The sequence below is a fragment of the Saccharopolyspora sp. MMCC62 genome (assembly GCF_057736575.1).
Genome location: NZ_JBYKCM010000006.1, coordinates 313,011 through 330,146 on the forward strand (window position 1 = coordinate 313,011; position 17,136 = coordinate 330,146).

A 17,136-nucleotide genomic window follows, 5' to 3' on the forward strand; every position below is an offset into this window, starting at 1 on the left:
ACTGGTCAATAGTTCATGTCTAGTCTCCGGTCGGGAGCAAGTGATCCATCGCCGTCGGTCCACCTTCGCGGTCGTCGGCGTTGACGACGATGCGGCCGCGCTGCTGGTCCGCTTGCTCGTCTCGGACGTAGGTGAGCAACCAGTCCTCTTCAGCGCCGGCGCGGCCCACGTTCAGCGCTTCGGCGAGCGCCCGCTCAGGCGGGATGCGCTGTCCCGGAGTCAGATCCCCGGAGAGCAGGTATCCCGGCAGTTCGCCGGCCGGTCACCTGGGGTTCGACTTCGTCCTCGTCGACACCGAACACGGCCTCGCCGGCAGCTCGGAACTGGAACACCGCCTCCGGGCGGCGGGCGCAGCCGGCATCGCCGCACTGGTCCGCGTCGGCAGCAACGATCCACTGTGGACTCTACGTGCCCTCGACGCGGGTGCGACCACCATGCTGCTGTTCAACCACACCACGATCCTGCAGCAGGGCATGCGCCACATCGCCGGAGCCTCTGACTGCCTGCCTCGCTGCTTCTGCCGCGTAGTGCTCGGGTGGCGGAACCTCAGCGCTGCCACGGCGACGATCGAAAGATCGTGACGATCAGTGGTGTCACCAGGGGATGTGCTCGTCGGCCGATCCCGACATGTCGCCGCGGAACTCCCCGGTAGGGCCGCTGTCGCGGGACAGCGCCAGCCGGACGGGGACTTCGGCGCCCTGCTCCGGAGTGAGCACGCCCCGGCTGAACGGCGATGGCGCGTTCAGATCGGTCGCGACCAGCCCGGGGTTGACCGAGTTCACCCGGATGCCGCTGTCCCGCAACGCGTTCGCGTACACCAGGGTGATCGCGTTCAACGCGGCCTTGGACGAGCTGTAGGTCAGTAGCCCCCGGGTGGAGATCGGGTTCTGCGAGTCGCTGAGGAGCGCCAGCGAACCGAGCGGGCTGGACAGGTTCACCACGCGCCCTGCCGCGGAGCGGCTCAGCAGCGGCAGGCACGCCTGGGTCACCGCGACCACGCCGAAGACGTTCACCTCGAAGGTCCGGCGCATCTGCTCGGCCGTGATCCCGGTGACCGGTACGCCCCACTCCGACACGACTCCGGCATTGTTGACCAGCACGTCGAGCCGCCCGGCCGCCTCGCCGACGTGCTCGGCCGCCGCGTTCACCTGCGCCTGGTCGGTCACGTCCAACTGCACGAACCGCACGTCGGAGCCGTCCTCGCGCAGCTCCGCGGCGGCCCGTTCGCCTCGCTCGGCGTCCCGGGCACCGAGGAACACCGTCATGCCCGCTCGCGCCAAGCGGTGCGCGATCTGCCGCCCGATTCCCTTGTTGGCGCCGGTGATGAGCGCGATCTCGCCGTTGTCGACCGCCGATTCCATGGGGAGTCCTTTCAGAATGGCCTGCGAGGCGGGTCAGGGTCGGACCTCGGCGGCTTCCTCGCTGCGGGACGACCTCCCGGAGCACTAGTAGTTGCCGAGCCCGCCGCACACATTCAACGCCTGTGCGGTGACCGCCGCCGCGCGGTCGCTGACCAGGTACTGGACCATGGCCGCGACCTCGTCCGGTTCGACGTACCGGCGCATCGGCACCCTCGTGGTGATGCGCTCGAACGCCTCATCGGTCGACACGCCCCAGATCCCCGCGTAGTGCTCGCGCACCCGTGCGGCCATCGGCGTCTCCACGAAACCGGGGCACACGGCATTCACCGTGACCCCGGTGGCCGCCAGTTCCAAGCCGAGCGCCTTGCTGAACCCGACCACGCCGTGCTTCGAGGCGGAGTACGGCGCCGCGTGCACGACCCCCTGCTTGCCGCCGGTGGAGGCGATGTTGATGACCCGTCCCCACGTCTTGTCGCGCATCCCGCCGGTGGTGAGCACCGCCTTCGTCATCAAGAACACGCTGTGCAGGTTGGTGGCGATCACGTCGAACCACAGTTCGTCGGAGATCTCGGCCGTGGTGCCGCCGCCGCTGCGTCCGGCGTTGTTCACGAGCACGTCGATCTCGCCGAACCGCTCGGTCGCCGCGGTGACGAACCGGTGCACCTGCTCGGGATTCGATACGTCGCACGTGGTGCCGTCGACTTCGAGGCCGGCGTCGCGAAGCTTCTCGACGGTTGCCGCGACCTCGTCGGCGGCGCGGGCGCAGAGGAACACCCGGCACCCATCGGCGGCCAGGTGCTCGGTGATGGCCAGGCCCATCCCGCTGGTCGCGCCCGTGACGATCGCTATCGGACGGCTCGGTGACATCGGCTCCCCCTTCGAGCGGTTTCCGGGATGGTCGCCGGGTCCGCTCGAAGACCGGTCGAACAGTCCTCGATCCAGCGCGGCCCGTCCCGGATTCGAGCCAGGCGCGATCAGCGGACGGCAGTGTCGGCGCGATACCGCGTACCGGAGGAGAAACCATGCCGATCGACCAGCCGACCGCCGAGACCTACGCGGAAGTGCAGCACTTCTACGCCCGCCAGATGCAGTTCATGGATGAGCGCGATTTTGCCGCGTTCGCCGCGACTTTCATCCCCGCCGGGGAGTTCAGCCACACCCCTGGACAGACGGCTCACGGACGGGCGCAGATCGTCGACGAGTTGCAGCGCTTCCACCGCCGCTTCGACGACGACCCGATGATCCGCAGGCACTGGTTCGACATGATCGTGCTCGACGAGCTCGGCAGGGGAGAACTCGGCGCCCGGTTCTACGCCTACGTGGTCGACACGCGGCCCGGCGCCACCGCGCCGCGACTCGGCCCGAGCTGCACGGTGTCCGACCTGCTGGTGCGCACCGATGGAGGACTGCTCAACAAGTCGCGTCACGTCCGCCAGGACCGACTGCGCTTCGAGTGAGCGGGTGCGCGTAGCGGGCCAGGTAGCAGGACCTGTGCGGCTTCCCCGCTGTGCCGCCGAGAAGTCGCCGTCCTCGCGAGGAAGCCGCTGCGAACCCGCCGGTGGTCGGCCTGCTCACGCTCGGTCGCTGCTCGGCGGCATCGCCGACAACGCGATGATCAGGAGAGCACGGGCTCGTGCCGAACTCCTCAGGGCCGCTCCGCGATGGCCGCCATCGTCGTACGGCTGTTGCGCCGCAGCGCAACCCTGAGCCGCCGGCCGGCCTCGGCGGCCGACGAGCCGTCCACGACGGCGGCCGGCCCCAGCACGATCGTGTGCCGCGAGGTCAGCAACGTGCCGGCCGCGACCGGCTCGAAGCTCCACAGCCCGCTGTGGCCGGTCAACATCATCGGCGGGCGGAGCTGCTTGTACGCGATCCACTCGGCCGGTTCGCACACCCGCACCGAGCGCGTCTCGTGCCGCGCACCGTCACCGGTCTCGGTCTCCATCCGGAGGTCCTGGATGCCGGGCTCGTCCTCGCCCAACCGCACGCTGCGGACGTGCGGCAGCAGTTCGGCCCACCGGTCGGCTCGCGCGATGAACTCGTACGCCCGGTCCACCGGCACGGGCAGTTCCACGTCGTCGGTGAACGACAGCACGACGTCGGCCACCGGTAGCCCGAGTTCGGCGACCCGCGCCAGGTCGGACAGTTCCCGAGGGCTGTTCCGGCGCAACGCGGCGGTGATCGTCCGCACCGCTTCCGGCGAGTCGTCGACCGCGGTGAAGGTGTGCCGCAACGACACCTCGGTCCGGCCTCCGGGCAGCTCTCGCAGCGACCACTCACCGCTCATCGTGCGCACCGGCGCGCTGCTGCGTTCCTGCGCGAACGCGATCCGCAACTCGTCCGGGTCGAGTTCCCGCCGCGAGGTCCAGCTCGCGACCTTCTCGTTCACCATCGCCCAGATCTCGAAGCGTTCCGAGCGTTCGGAGCGTTCCCGATGCCGCACGTGCACGCTGGGGCCGAAGAGGGCGGGCCACGCGGTGACATCCGCGAGCAGTTCGTAGAGCACCCGCGGCGGCGCGTCGACGATGCGGGTGTGCTCGGTGTCGTGAACGTTCTTGGGGCGCACGCTCGACTCCTCTGCGAAGACGGGAATTCGATGTGCGCCCCAGGTTCGCGGTGCGGTCTAGAAGAACGGTGGGGTCCGGATCGGGCGGCCCGGACCCCACCGGTGTGCCTCGCCGGCCGCGGAGCGCCGCGGCGGGACCCTCAGCAGGTGCGCACCGACATGGAGTGCCGGAACACGTCGGCCGGGTCCCAGCGCGCCTTGATCCGCTGCAACCGCGGGTAATTCCCGCCGAAGTAGAACGAGTGCCAAGGCAGCCCGGTGCGGTTGAACGCCGGGTCGAGCACGTCCGGATCGGGCGCGTTGATGTTGCAGCCCTCGTAGCGTTCGCCCGGTACCGGATACCCGCCGGTCGCGGCGAACGTCCGGTGGTAGAACTCGCGCACCCAGCCCAGATGCCGGTCGTCCTGCGCCTCGTCGACCCAGAAGCTCTCGAAGATCGCGACCAACGCGGAACGGCGTTGCACCAGGGCGGTGTCACCGGGCGCGGGCTCGTTCATCCGGCCGCCCGCCATCGCCCCGAGCTGCAACATCGAGCTGCCCGGCGTCGCGTTGGCGTAGTCCGGGCGCGTCAGCGACTCGTAGATCACGTCGAGCTGCTCGTCGGTGAACGGCTTGCGCAGGAAGGCGTGCTTGGTCGAGCCGCGCAGCGTCGCGTTCGTCATGACGGTCGGGTTGCTGGTGTCGAGGGTTTCGGTGGAGGCCATCCAAGGCAGCCGGCGTCGCGGGAACGGGCCCTCGATGCCGGTTCCCGCGGTGACCGCCGAGAGGTACTCGTCCAGCAGCTCGTCCGCGTTCGGGACCGTCGCGTCGACCTGCGTGAGCATGCCGATGGCCCCGCTGGAGACGTGCTGCGCGAACAGCAGACCGCACAACGCCTCGCCGGGATCACCCGGTTCGCTGTGGTCGACGTACCACTGGCACTGGTTGCGCAGCAGGTTCGCGAACCCGGTCCGGTCGAGCTGATCCCACCCGGCGAACACGGTGCTGATCAGCACTTCGCGCGGCGGCCGGGGCAGCTGTTCTCCCGGATCGGAGCCGGTGGCGTCCGGCTTGCGGAACCAGAACTTGGTGATGATGCCGAAGCTCCCGCCGCCACCACCGGTGCACGCCCACCACAGATCGCCGAGCGCGCCGGAGTCCGAGCGCGAAGCGACGACCGTGCGCACCGTGCACCCGTCGGTCACGACGACTTCCACCGCTTCGATCTGGTCGCACACGTACCCGTGCTGCCGGGACAGCAACCCGTGCCCGCCACCGGTGGCGTGCCCGGCGATGCCCACCGTCGGGCACACCCCGCCGGGCAGCGTCACACCCCAGCCGCGGAACAAGACCTCGTAGATCTCACCGAGCTGAGCCCCGCTCTGCACGGCGAACGCCCGCCGTCGCGGGTCGTAGCCGATCTCCCGCATCAACGACAGGTCGATGATCAGCTCTGTCTCCGCGTTGTAGACGAAGTCGGCGTAGGAGTGCCCCCCGCTGCGCACTGAAAGGCGCTTGCCGGTGCGCACCGCTTCGCGCACCGCGTCCTCGACCTGCTCGGTGCTGCCGACCAGTCGCACCGAATCCGGCCGTGCGTGCCAGCGCCGGTTGAACCCGACGACGAGTTCCGCGTACCGCGGGTCGTCCGGACCGACCGTCGTCGGGCCGAATCCCGCCCGGTGCGGCGGACGACCGCCGTCGGCCGAGCGGCGATCGGCTTCTTCCCCCAGGAAGACCATGGTGAACCCCTCCATCTTTCAGGTCCGCGTCGCGGACCACTGGACATGCGCGGCGAAGTGCGCCGCACGTCATGAGCAACCGAGTCCCCGGATCCGGAGCCACCGCCGAAGTGTCCGAAGTGGATGGTCTCGGTTCCTCGCGGAGCGGCGCGTGTTCCCGCGCCGTTCCGGAGTCCGGTGCGCGGTCCGACCGCGGCACCGGACGGTCCTCGGGCCGGGCGGAGCCGAACGCGCCGGGCTCGGGTGCCGCACCCGGTCGCGCCACGGTGAACCGCGCTGCGCCGCCGCGGCTCCCGTGCGGTTCTCGAGCGATCTGCGAACGTGCTACCGGACACTGCCCGCGCAGAACAACGGACGAGCGGACCCGCCATGGCGGAACCACGCTCCCCGGTGCCGCGCTCGGCGCTCGGCCGGTCCCCGTTGCAGCGCGCACCCCGCCCCGGCCAGGAGGTTGCCCGGATGACCAGACTCGTCGATCTCAGCGTCCGCACGCGGAACTGCCCTAGCGAAGCCACCCCGGTGCGGATCGAACCTCTCGGGCACGCGGACGCGGCCGCGGTGCTCGGACTCGCCGCGAGCGACTTCCCGGACGGGCTCGCGATCTCCAACGAGACCGTCACCCTGACCACGCACACCGGAACGCACATGGACGCCCCGCTGCACTACGGGCCGGTCAGCGGCGGTGCACCGGCGAAGAGCATCGACCAGGTCCCGCTGGAGTGGTGCTTCGGGCCGGGCGTGCGCCTCGACCTGCGGCACGTCCCCCCAGGCGACGGGATCACCGTCGAGCAGGTCCGCGAAGCGCTGTCGGCGTGCGGTCATCGGCTCCAAGCCGGTGACATCGTGTTGCTGTGGACCGGCGCGGACGCCCTGTGGGGTACACCGGAGTACCTGACCGAGTACCCCGGTCTCACCGGCGCCGCGACCGCTTACCTGGTGGAGCGCGGTGTCCGGGTGATCGGCATCGACGCGTGGGGTGTGGACCGGCCGATGCGCTCGATGATCGCCGATTACCGCCGCACCGGGGACAACGGCTGGCTCTGGCCCGCGCACCTGTACGGCCGCGAGCACGAGTACGCGCAGTTGGAGAAGCTCGCCGACCTGGGCGAGCTGCCCGCCCCGACCGGCTTTTCGGTGGCCTGCTTCCCAGTCGCGATCGCGGGCGCCGGCGCGGGCTGGACGCGGGTCGTCGCCTTGCTCGGGTGAGCGTGCGCGGCGCATCCGTGGCACGCCGGGCCTCATTGCGGGGACACCGGGGTGCCGCCGCGCCGCGCACCTCGGCGCGCGGCGCCGAGGTCGAGCAGTTCGTGCTGCAGTCGTTGGAGTTCGGGCGCGGGTTCGACGCCGAGCTCGGTGTCGAGGACCTGCCACAGCCTGCGGTAGCTCTGCAGCGCCTCCGCGCGCCGGCCGCACTTGTGCAGCGCTTTGATGAGTTGCGCGTGCAGGCTTTCGTTCAACGGGTTCTGCGCGACGAGCATGCGCAGTTGCGGGACGAGCTCCTGGTGCCTCCCGAGCCGCTGCCCGGCCTCGATGTGCAATTCGGTCGCGGAGAACCGCAACTCGTCGAGGTAGGTGATCGCCGCATCCAGCACGGCACCGGTCATCATTCCGGCCAGCATCGGACCGCGCCAGAGCCGGAACGCCTGCTCGACGAATTCCAAGGCCTGGTCCGGACGAGCGTCCTCCAGCGCTTTCCTGGCCTGCTGCACGTGCAGTTCGAACCGGTTGAGATCGATCGCGTCCGGGGCGGCTTGGATGGTGTATCCGCACGGCCTGGTGATGAGCAGGTTCGAATCGATTCCCATGCTCGTGAACATCTTGCGCGCGTGGTAGACGTAGGTTTGCAACGTGGTCAGCGCGCTTCGCGGGACCTTTTCCCCCCAGATCTCGGCTATCAGCGTGTCGGTGCTGACCGTCTCGCCGTTGTGCGCCAGCAGCACCCCGAGCAACTGGCTTATCTTGGATCGGGTCAGAAGGTAGGAACGCCCGTCATCAGCCACCATCTCGAATCGTCCGAGCAGGTTGAACTCCATTTTTCCCCCAGCGGTCGTGCTCCCCCGGTGCTGTGCGCGTCGGATTCCCGCATCGTCGGGAGTTTCGGCGCGGTGAGAGGCAGGGCTGCTCGTGGCTCCCTGCCGTCGATTCGGGTCTAACGGTTACCGTGGACGTCGTGCATGATGAAGTGGTCCGTCGAGGTTAGTGCCCCAGGTATCGACTTAACGGAGAGTATCCGGACATGAAGATCGCCTGCCACCAAAGTGACTGTGATTAACATCACGGCACAATGTGGTCGTTTTGCTGTGTCCGGGTGAAGTCGGTTCGGTAACTGCGGCGATTCGCTCCTCCTTCGGGTAGTGGAAATTGTTCGAACGGTTAGTGCCGGGTGTGCGGTGATGTCGTGAAACTGGTCATGGGGGTTGAAATCGGTTGTCGGCGCATCCGCCGGCGGTCGTGACTCGATAGTGCATCCGGAAGGAATATTCATGTCCGACATTTCCGTTTCCGTCGTCATCGCTTTCCACAGCGGATACGGGCACACGGCCAGGATGGCCGAGGCGGTCCGGGACGGTGCCGCCTCCGTGCCAGGGGCCGGTGTCGAGCTGCTGCCGCTGGACGCGCTGAGCGAGCAGGACTGGGCTCGGCTGGACGGCGCGGACGCGATCGTGTTCGGCTCACCGACCTACATGGGTTCGGCGAGTCCCGCGTTCCACGCCTTCGCCCACGACAGCAGCGGCCGTTGGTACGGGCAGGCGTGGAAGGACAAGGTCGCCGCCGGATTCACCGTGTCCAGCGGGATGAGCGGGGACAAGCTGCACACTCTGCACTACTTCACGGTCCTCGCGGCGCAGCACGGCATGCACTGGGTGAACCTGGACCTGCTGCCCGGTTCGGACGACAGCGACCTGAACCGGCTCGGCGGCTGGCTCGGTGCGATGGGCCGGTGCCCTGCGAACGACGGCCCGGAGCTGATGAACAAGGCCGACCTGCTGACCGGGGCACACTTGGGCCAGCGCGTCGCCGAGCACACCCTGTTGCTCAAGCGCGCCGAACAGGCGGCGTGACGCCTCGGGATGCGGAATCCGGTTGCGGCGTCCGTTCGGAACGGCCTGCGGGCGGGGCGCGCAGCGGTAACTCGGCGGGTACCTCGCGGCGACCCTGTCCGGGTGTGCCGGCACTTTTCCGAGCGGCTCCGGGATGAGGGAAGATGCCGGCCTCGCGAGGAAGTGGCTGAGGACCTGCCGGCGATGAGCTGGTCGCTGCTCAGCGGCTCCGGCCGCTGACGAGGCACTGAACAAGAGCCGTCCGCGAGGACTCCTCGGCGGCGTCGTGCGGCGGGCCCTCGCCGGGATCACCGGTGACGGCCCGCCGCACGTGCGTCAGCCTGCAGCCGGCCGCCAGTGCAGCACGCCGCGCCCGGCAGGGCCGCCGGCGTCGGCGGCCGAACCGGACAACACCAGCAGTTCCCCCGCGAACGACAGCTCCCGCACCTGGGTGCTGCCGATCAGGTAGCGGTGCGAGCCGACCGCGATCCAGTGGTGCACCTGGAGCCCTGCCAGCCACCACCTGCCCGCGTAGCCCATGAAGCGGGTGCGCGGATCACCTTGCGCGGCAACGGGTTCAGCGGTGGACATCATGCTCACCGAGACGTGCCGGTCCGCGCCGTAGATCAGTAATCCGCGCGGTTCCGGGCCGAGCGGCCCGTCGGCCGGCGCGCCGTCGGAACCCACGACGTGGAACGACTCCAGCGACCACGTGCCGATCAGGTCGCGTGGATCGATCGCGGCCACGGTCAGATCCCCAGCAGCCGATAGGAGTACGCGGTCGCGGCGGCCTCGGTCCGCAATCCCTGGTGGCTCGCCACCGAGTTCACGTCCCGCCAGAACCGCTGCACCGGGTGGGCGGTGGACTGTCCGGACGTGCCGCACCGCTGGAACAGCCCGTCCACCACGCGAACCAGGTCCGCGGTCGCCACCGCGCAGTCCCGCCAGCTGCGCATCGTCTGCAACTCGGTGATCTCCGGCCCGAGGTCCGCGGTCGAAGCGGCGCGCTCCAGCAGCAGTTCGGCCGCGTCCGTGCGGGCCGTGCACTCGGCCAGCTCCACGTCGTAGCCGACGCGGTGGAACGACGGCATTCCCGGCAGCGGTGCCACCGGGTTCTCGGCCGCTGCGCGGATCTTCGGCGTGACGTGCTGGAGCCACGCCGCCAGCGCGCCCTGGGCAGCGCCCAGCACCGGTGTCGCGAACATCATCGTCGTCGCCTGCATCGGTATCCGGTGGCACGGCGCGTTCGAATCCGCTCGCCCGGCGAACAGATCCGCTCTGGTGACGGTGCGCGCCGCGGGGATCAGCGCTTCCGCGACGACGACGGTGTGGCTGCCGGTCGCGGCCATCCCGACGTTGTGCCAGGTGTCCTCGATCCGCAGTGCGGCGCGCGGTACCGCGAACACCCGGGGGTGCTCGCCGCCGTCCTCGTCGACCAGCGCCGCCAGCAACGCCCAGTCCGCGTAGTCGATCGCGCTGATGAACGGCCACCGTCCGGACAACCGGTAGCCGCCGGCCACCGGCTCGGCGCGGCCGCCCGGAGTGAGCGCGGCGACCAGGAACGCGTCCGGGCCGTCCGCCCAGAGTTCGTGCCTGCCCGCTGCCGGGAGGTGCGCGGCCATCCGGCCGACGTGCGAGGTCAGCGACGCGCACCAGGCGGTGGCGGTGCAGCCCGAGCCGACGGCTGCGACCGCCCGGTTCAGCTCCAGGAACGTGCCCTCATCGCCGCCGCAGGACGCCGGGACGAAGTGCCGGGCGAAGCCGGCTGCGACCAGCCCGCGCACGACCTCGGGATCCAGCCGCCGGTCCCGCTCGGCACGCGGCGCGGCCGCCGCGGCGGCCGCACCGACCTGCTGTGCGGCGGTGATGAAGGCGGTGCGCGTGTGCTCCATCCGGTTTCGCTCCCCACTCGTCGAAACAGCCGCCCGGCCGGGCGGGCCGGGCGGCCACGATCGCCGCACCGGTTCGAAGTTCGCTCGACCGTCGCTGGAACGGCTCCGCCGCGAGCGGAGTTCGAGCGAGCCTCGAACCGGCGAGCCGACGCTCGACACGTCCCAGCGGCGCCTGCCGCACCGGGCCGCAGCGCCCGTTCCCACATCGGAGAGGAGCCCTCCGGATGAGCCACGCAGAGTTCCGGCGGATGCCGGGCGGTGTCCGGTGAGACGGGTCGCGATCACCGGCATCGGCATCCGCGCTCCCGGCGGAACGGGAGTGACGAAGTTCTGGGAACTGCTGACCGCGGGCCGGACCGCGACCCGGCGGATCAGCCTGTTCGACCCGGCGCCCTTCCGGTCTCAAGTGGCGGCCGAAACCGGGTTCGACCCGGTGGCGGAAGGATTGTCGCCGCGTGAGGTGCGCCGGATGGACCGGGCCACGCAGCTGGCGGTGGTGTGCGCGCGGGAAGCCGCCGCCGACGGCGGTTTCGTGCCGGGCGACGTCGATCCCGGCCGCGTCGGGGTGTCGGTGGGCAGCGCGGTCGCTGCGGCGACCAGCCTGGAGCAGGAGTACCTGGTGCTCTCCGACGGCGGGCGGAACTGGCTGGTCGATCCGATGAGCGTGAGCCCGCACATGTTCGACTACCTGGTACCGAGCGTGCTGCCGGCCGAGGTGGCGTGGACCGTCGCAGCGGAGGGACCGGTGACCATGCTGTCCAACGGCTGCACCTCCGGTATCGACGCCGTCGGTCACGGCGCCCGGGTGATCCGCGAGGGCGACGCCGACGTGGTGCTCGCCGGAGCGGCCGACGCTCCGATCACCCCGATCGTCGTCGCCTGCTTCGACGCGATCAAGGCGACCACCCCGCGCAACGACGAACCGGAAGGCGCCTCCCGGCCCTTCGACGGCTCCCGCAACGGGTTCGTGCTCGCCGAAGGCGCGGCCATGTTCGTGCTGGAGGACTTCGACCACGCCGAGCGCCGCGGTGCCCATGTGTACGCCGAGATCTCCGGTTATGCCGCGCGGTGCAACGCATTCCACATGACCGGGCTCAAGAGCGACGGGCGGGAGATGGCGGAGGCGATCCGGGTCGCGATGGACGAGGCCCGCATCGCTCCGGAGGACATCGGCTACGTGAACGCGCACGGTTCCGGCACGAAGCAGAACGACCGGCACGAAACCGCCGCCTACAAGCGCAGCCTCGGGGAGCACGCGCGGAAGGTGCCGATCAGTTCCATCAAGTCGATGGTCGGCCACTCGCTCGGCGCCATCGGGTCCATCGAGATCGCGGCGTGCGCGCTGGCGATCGAGCGCGACATCATCCCGCCGACGGCGAACCTGTACGACCCGGATCCGGACTGCGACCTCGACTACGTTCCGCTGCTGCCCAGGGAAGTGCGGCTGCGCGAGGTGCTGACCGTGGGCAGCGGGTTCGGCGGGTTCCAGAGCGCGATGCTGCTGCGCAGGCCGGGGGCCGCGAGGTGAACGGGGTGTACGTCACCGGCATCGGCCTGCTCGCGCCGAACGGGATCGGGTTGGAAGAGCATTGGCGCGCGACGTTGAACGGGCGGACCGGGATCGGCGAGCTCACCAGGTTCGACACGTCCGGTTACCCGATACGGCTGGCGGGGCAGATCGACGAGTTCGATCCGGCCGAACACCTGCCGGGGCGACTGCTGCCGCAGACCGACGTCTCCACCCGCTACGCGCTGGTCGCCGCGGACTGGGCGTTGGGCGGCGCCGAGCTGGCACGGGACGACTACGCCGACTACGAGATGGGCGTGATCACCGCCAACGCGGCGGGCGGCTTCGAGTTCACCCACCGGGAGTTCAAGAAGCTGTGGTCGGACGGTCCTGCCGCGGTGAGCGTCTACGAGTCGTTCGCCTGGTTCTACGCGGTGAACACCGGCCAGATCTCGATCCGGCACGGACTGCGCGGTCCGGGCAGCGCGGTGGTCGCCGAACAGGCCGGTGGCCTCGACGCGATCGGGCACGCGCGGCGCGCGGTCCTGCGCGGCACGCCACTGGTGCTCACCGGCGGGGTCGATTCGGCGTTCGATCCGTGGGGCTGGGCTTCCCAGATCGCGGGCGGGCGGCTGTCGCCCTCGACATCCCCGGAGCACGCCTACGCGCCGTTCAGCGCTACGGCGAACGGTTGCGTGCCGGGAGAGGGCGGGGCTGTGCTCGTCTTCGAATCCGCCGAGACCGCGCTGCGCCGCGGCGCGCCGCGGATCTACGGCGAGATCGCCGGGCACGGGTGCACCTTCGACCCGCCGCCCGGAGTGCCGCGCCCGCCAGGGTTGCGGCGGGCAGCGGAGCTGGCGCTCGCGGACGCCGGCGTGGAACCCGAGCAGGTCGACGTCGTCTTCGCCGACGCGGCCGGGACACCGGAGCTGGACCGCGCGGAGGCCGCCGCCATCGCCGAACTGTTCGGACCGTTCGAAGTTCCGGTGACCGCGCCGAAGGCGTTGATCGGACGGCTGTACTCCGGTGCGGGCCCGGTCGACGTGGCCACCGCCTTGATGTCCATCGCGGAAGGCGTGGTGCCGCCGACCGCGACCGCCGTGCAGCCGCCCGCCGACTACGCCATCGACCTGGTCCGCGGCGAACCGAGGCACGGGCCGATCCGGACCGCCCTCGTGCTCGCCAGGGGCAAGTGGGGTTTCAACGCCGCCGTCGTGGTGCGCGCGGCACCCGGCCGACCGTCCGACCTACCAAGGAGCTGATCATGCGGATGACCATCGACGACCTGCGCCGAGTGCTGGCCGAGTGCGCGGGCGAGAACGACGGGGAACTCTCCGGCGACATGCGGGGCCGGGGCTTCGACGAGCTCGGGTACGACTCGTTGGCCCTGATGGAGACCGCGGCGCGCATCGCCGCCGAGTACGGGGTGCGGCTCAGCGACGACGACGTCGCGGGACTGCGAACTCCCGACGACCTGCTGGACGCGGTCAACCGCGCACCCGCGTCGAGCTGACCGAGGACGCGTGGATGTCCGACGAACTCAAGGACGTGCTCGCCCGCTATGCCAGCGGCGTCGCGATCCTCACCACGCGCGACGAGACCGGGCAGCCCCACGGGATGACGGTGAGCTCGTTCTGCCCGGTCTCGCTGGAACCACCGCTGGTGCTGGTGTGCGTGGCGAAATCCGCGAAGTCCTTCCCGGTGTTCGCCCGCACCCGCGACTTCGCGGTGAGCGTGTTGCGCGACCAGCACGTCGAGGTGGCGCGGAGGTTCGCCACCAGCGGGGCGCGGAAGTTCGCCGCGGGCGGCTTCGTGCGTTCCGAACACGGGGGAGTGGTGCTCGACGGTGCACTGGCGGCGGTCGAATGCCGGTTGGAGCGCAGCCACGACGCGGGGGACCACCTGATCCTCGTCGGAGCCGTGGTCGGTCACGAACTCCTGCACGACGGTGTGCCGGTCGTCTACTACGACCGTGGTTTCTCCGCGCTGCGCACGATATGACCCGCCCGAATCCTGGACCTGGAGGTGACGGCACGTTGTCCGGCCCACCCGTTTCCGACGAGGAGCTGTCCGCGCACCTGGCGGAGGCCGACGTCCCCGCGTTGATGATGACGCTCGCGCACCTCACCGGCGATCCGTCCGTGCTGGAGCCCGCGGCGCTCGCGCCGGGCTGGCTGTTCTCCGAACAGGGCGGCCTGTCCGCGGCGCAGCAGGAGGCGGCTCGGGAGGTGGCGTTCGACCAGCTCACCCGGCTGCGGTCGGAGGGCGGCTGGCGTTGGCCCGACCCACCGGATTTCCCGCTGCTGCGGGAGATCGCGGGCTGGGCGCTGGGTGGCGACGTCGACGAACTGCTGCCGCTGCTGGCCGAGGAGATCATCGCGCCGGGCGCCGATCCGCGGTCTCCGGACTGGACCGCGCCGCGGCTCGCACCGGAGCGGGAATTCCACGTCGCCGTGATCGGCGCCGGGTTCAGCGGCCTGCTGGCCGGCTACCGGCTGGCTCAGGCGGACATCCCGTTCGTGATCTACGAGAGCGCGACCGAGCTCGGCGGGACGTGGGCGCACAACACCTACCCGGGCTGCCGCACCGACGTGGCGAGCCACCTCTACAACTATTCGTTCGCGCCCCGCTCGGACTGGCCGGAGCACTTCTGCCGCCGCGAGGTGGTGCAGGACTACCTGCGCGAGTTCGCCGCGAGCACCGGCGTGGCCGGGCGGATCCGGTTCGGCACCGAGGTCACCGAGTTGCGCTGGGACGAAGCCGAACACGAGTGGCGAGTGCAACTGCGCGAAGGCGGAACGGCGCGGCACCACGCGGTGATCAGCGCGGTCGGGCAGCTCAACCGACCCCACGTGCCGGACATTCCTGGGCGGGACGGCTTCGCGGGCACCAGCGTGCACTCCGCCCGCTGGGAACAGGGCATCGACGTCGCCGGCAAGCGGGTCGGCGTGGTCGGTACCGGTGCGAGCGCGTTCCAGATCGTGCCGGAGATCGCGGGCACCGCGGCGGAGGTCGCGGTGTTCCAGCGGAACCCGCCGTGGTTGCGACCGACGCCGAACTACCGCAGCCCGATCCGGGACGGTGCCCGGTGGCTGTTCGAGAACCTGCCGTACTACGCGCGGTGGTACCGGTTCTGGCTGTTCGCCCCAGGGCTGCGGGGAATCCTGGAAGGCTGGGTGGTCGACCCGGACCACCCGCCGACCGAACGCGCGGTGTCCGGTCCCAACGAACGGCTGCGCGCCTCCTTGTCGCAGTACTTGCGGGACCAGCTGGCCGGGGAACCGGAACTGCTCGACGCGGTGGTGCCGCGCTATCCGGTCGGAGCGAAGCGGGTGCTGCGCGACGACGGCCGCTGGCTGACCGCGCTGCGGCGGGACGACGTGCGGCTGGTGACCGATCCGGTCGAACGGGTCGAGCCGCGCGGGATCGTCGCGGGCGGGCGCCGGCACGACCTGGATCTGATCGTCTACGCGACGGGGTTCCAGGCATCCGGCTTCCTCGCCCCGATGCGGGTCCTCGGGCGGGGCGGTGCTGAAATGCCCGCCCGCGATGCCCGCGCCTACCTCGGCATCGCGATGCCCGAATTCCCCAACCTGTTCTGCATGTACGGGCCGAACACGAACCTCGTCGGCCAGGGCGGCAGCATCGTGTACTTCTCCGAATGTGCGGCCGCGCACATCATCGACGCCATCCGGTTGCTGCTCACGGATGGGAAGCGGTCGATGCGGGTGCGGCGCGAGGTGCATGATCGGTTCAACGATCGAGTGGATGCGGGAAACCGGGAGCGCGCCTGGGGATTCTCCGCGGTCGGTGGCTGGTACAACGAGAACGGCCGGTCCGCGACGAATTGGCCGTTCTCCGCGCTCGAATACTGGCGGCTCACCCGCCGGGCCGATCCGAGCGATTACGAATTCCTGTGAAGCACCGGAGGAGAGGTGTCATGCGAGAAGTCGCCCGAACACTGCCGGAACGTTCGCGGGCGGTCGCGGAACTGGTCGCCGAACGTGCCGCGGGGATGGAGATCGCCTGCGGGATCGACGCGGATGTGATCACGGGGATGGCCGAGGCCGGCTTCATGCGGCATTGCGTTCCGACCGAGTTCGGCGGCCGTGGCGGCGGGTTCGGCGAACTGCTCGACGCGGTCGCGCTGATCGGCGCGGAGTGCGCCGCCTCGGCCTGGTGCGCTTCGCTGTTCGCCGCCACGACGCGGTTCCTCGAACCCTTTCCCCAGGAGGTGCGGCACGAGGTGTGGGCGACGGGTCCCGACGCCGTGGTGGTGGCTTCCACCATCCCGTGCGGGAAGGCCGCCGCGGACGGGGACGGAGTGCGGGTCTCCGGGCGGTGGCCGTACCTCAGCGCCGTCGAGTTCGCGGACTGGGCGGTGCTGTGCGCCGCGCTGGAGGGCCCGGGCGGTGAACCGGAGCTGAAGCTGGTGGCGGTCCCGGCCGCTCACCTCCGGGTCGAGCGGACCTGGCAGAGCGCCGGGATGTGCGCCACCGGCAGCCACACGGCGGTGCTGGCGGACGTGGCGGTTCCCGCGTCGCGGATGCGCGACCTCGCCGAGCTGTTCAGCGGCCCGGTGCCGCTGGGCGCGGTGAACGGGTTGACGTTCGTCGCGCCCGCCCTCGGAGCCGCGCGCGGGGCGCTGCGCGCACTCACCGAACGGCACTCGGGCCGCGGCGCTGCCGGATCGCAGACGGGTCGCGATGCCGCGCTCGCCCGCTCGGCCGCCGAGATCGACTCCGTCGAGCTGTTGTTGCGGCGTGCCGCAGCGGTCGCCGACACCGGCTCGCTCACCGCGGCCGAGGTCGCGCGCAATTCCCGGGACAGCGCGTTCGCGATCGAAGTGCTGACGGGCGCGGTGAATCGGATGTTCCTGGCGGCGGGCACCGGCGGCCAGCTCGCCGGCGCTCCGTTGCAGCGCCTCTGGCGCGACGTCAACTCGGTGGCCACGCACCGGGCGCTTCAGTTCGAACCGGCGGCGCAGAACTACGTGCGTTCGCTGGCAGGTGACCGAGCGGATCTGGATTCCGCAGGAACGAGGGAGTGAG

The 17,136-nt window shown here is 70.5% G+C and carries 18 protein-coding genes; 10 read left to right on the top strand and 8 right to left on the bottom strand.

Going from position 1 to position 17,136, the window contains the following annotated elements; all coding sequences use genetic code 11:
* Window positions 1-19: 19 nt before the first annotated feature.
* Window positions 20-238, bottom strand: coding sequence for a GntR family transcriptional regulator (locus AC29IT_RS16900; RefSeq protein ID WP_488219422.1), 219 nt, complete (start codon window positions 236-238; stop codon window positions 20-22).
* Here AC29IT_RS16900 and AC29IT_RS16905 point away from each other — a divergent pair.
* On the top strand, window positions 132-581 hold the full coding sequence (locus AC29IT_RS16905) for a hypothetical protein (RefSeq protein ID WP_488219355.1): 450 nt from the start codon (window positions 132-134) through the stop codon (window positions 579-581). The two genes, AC29IT_RS16900 and AC29IT_RS16905, sit on opposite strands and share 107 nt — an antisense overlap.
* Before the next feature lie 12 nt (window positions 582-593).
* Here AC29IT_RS16905 and AC29IT_RS16910 read toward each other — a convergent pair whose 3' ends face one another.
* Window positions 594-1,361 (bottom strand): SDR family oxidoreductase, encoded by a 768-nt coding sequence (locus tag AC29IT_RS16910; protein ID WP_358443039.1) that lies wholly within the window; start codon window positions 1,359-1,361, stop codon window positions 594-596.
* Between the two features lie 84 nt (window positions 1,362-1,445).
* The gene (fabG, locus tag AC29IT_RS16915; protein ID WP_358443037.1) at window positions 1,446-2,228 is read right to left on the bottom strand and encodes a 3-oxoacyl-ACP reductase FabG; all 783 of its coding nucleotides are present in this window, start codon (window positions 2,226-2,228) and stop codon (window positions 1,446-1,448) included.
* Between the two features lie 155 nt (window positions 2,229-2,383).
* On the opposite strand from fabG, the gene AC29IT_RS16920 reads away from it, so the two are divergent.
* Entirely contained in the window at window positions 2,384-2,818 is a 435-nt protein-coding gene (locus AC29IT_RS16920; protein ID WP_488219356.1) for a nuclear transport factor 2 family protein, read from the top strand.
* 188 nt (window positions 2,819-3,006) lie between these two features.
* Here the strand turns inward: AC29IT_RS16920 and AC29IT_RS16925 are convergent, their stop codons facing one another.
* Window positions 3,007-3,927 carry an aromatase/cyclase gene (locus AC29IT_RS16925; protein WP_488219357.1) on the bottom strand — a complete coding sequence of 307 codons (921 nt, stop codon included), beginning with the start codon at window positions 3,925-3,927 and terminating at the stop codon, window positions 3,007-3,009.
* Between the two features lie 140 nt (window positions 3,928-4,067).
* Complete coding sequence (locus AC29IT_RS16930; protein WP_488219358.1) at window positions 4,068-5,660, bottom strand: FAD-binding oxidoreductase; 1,593 nt, start codon at window positions 5,658-5,660, stop codon at window positions 4,068-4,070.
* A 444-nt stretch (window positions 5,661-6,104) separates the two neighbouring features.
* Between AC29IT_RS16930 and AC29IT_RS16935 the strand changes: the two genes are divergently transcribed.
* Window positions 6,105-6,851, top strand: coding sequence for a cyclase family protein (locus tag AC29IT_RS16935; RefSeq protein WP_488219359.1), 747 nt, complete (start codon window positions 6,105-6,107; stop codon window positions 6,849-6,851).
* Between the two features lie 32 nt (window positions 6,852-6,883).
* Here the strand turns inward: AC29IT_RS16935 and AC29IT_RS16940 are convergent, their stop codons facing one another.
* Window positions 6,884-7,678, bottom strand: a complete 795-nt coding sequence (locus tag AC29IT_RS16940) for an AfsR/SARP family transcriptional regulator (protein ID WP_488219360.1) — start codon at window positions 7,676-7,678, stop codon at window positions 6,884-6,886.
* Window positions 7,679-8,128: 450 nt separating this feature from the next.
* Here AC29IT_RS16940 and AC29IT_RS16945 point away from each other — a divergent pair, with 450 nt between their 5' ends.
* A complete protein-coding gene (locus AC29IT_RS16945) occupies window positions 8,129-8,707 on the top strand; it encodes a flavodoxin family protein (protein WP_488219361.1) in 579 nt (192 codons plus the stop codon).
* A 315-nt stretch (window positions 8,708-9,022) separates the two neighbouring features.
* On the opposite strand, the gene AC29IT_RS16950 is transcribed toward AC29IT_RS16945, so the two are convergent.
* Window positions 9,023-9,433, bottom strand: coding sequence for a lipocalin-like domain-containing protein (locus AC29IT_RS16950; protein ID WP_488219362.1), 411 nt, complete (start codon window positions 9,431-9,433; stop codon window positions 9,023-9,025).
* Between the two features lie 2 nt (window positions 9,434-9,435).
* On the bottom strand, window positions 9,436-10,578 hold the full coding sequence (locus AC29IT_RS16955) for an acyl-CoA dehydrogenase family protein (RefSeq protein WP_488219363.1): 1,143 nt from the start codon (window positions 10,576-10,578) through the stop codon (window positions 9,436-9,438).
* Window positions 10,579-10,843: 265 nt separating this feature from the next.
* Between AC29IT_RS16955 and AC29IT_RS16960 the strand changes: the two genes are divergently transcribed.
* From AC29IT_RS16960 to AC29IT_RS16985, 6 genes are read left to right on the top strand one after another with little or no spacing between them, the layout of a single operon-like run.
* Window positions 10,844-12,106: a beta-ketoacyl-[acyl-carrier-protein] synthase family protein gene (locus AC29IT_RS16960; protein ID WP_488219364.1), complete on the top strand. Its 1,263-nt coding sequence runs from the start codon at window positions 10,844-10,846 to the stop codon at window positions 12,104-12,106.
* Between the two features lie 5 nt (window positions 12,107-12,111).
* Entirely contained in the window at window positions 12,112-13,347 is a 1,236-nt protein-coding gene (locus AC29IT_RS16965; RefSeq protein ID WP_488219365.1) for a ketosynthase chain-length factor, read from the top strand.
* Window positions 13,348-13,349: 2 nt separating this feature from the next.
* On the top strand, window positions 13,350-13,598 hold the full coding sequence (locus tag AC29IT_RS16970; RefSeq protein WP_358443006.1) for an acyl carrier protein: 249 nt from the start codon (window positions 13,350-13,352) through the stop codon (window positions 13,596-13,598).
* Between the two features lie 14 nt (window positions 13,599-13,612).
* Window positions 13,613-14,086 (top strand): flavin reductase family protein, encoded by a 474-nt coding sequence (locus AC29IT_RS16975; RefSeq protein WP_488219366.1) that lies wholly within the window; start codon window positions 13,613-13,615, stop codon window positions 14,084-14,086.
* Between the two features lie 35 nt (window positions 14,087-14,121).
* Entirely contained in the window at window positions 14,122-16,005 is a 1,884-nt protein-coding gene (locus AC29IT_RS16980; protein WP_488219367.1) for a flavin-containing monooxygenase, read from the top strand.
* Window positions 16,006-16,025: 20 nt separating this feature from the next.
* A complete protein-coding gene (locus AC29IT_RS16985) occupies window positions 16,026-17,135 on the top strand; it encodes an acyl-CoA dehydrogenase family protein (protein WP_488219368.1) in 1,110 nt (369 codons plus the stop codon).
* The last annotated feature ends 1 nt before the right edge of the window (window position 17,136 follow it).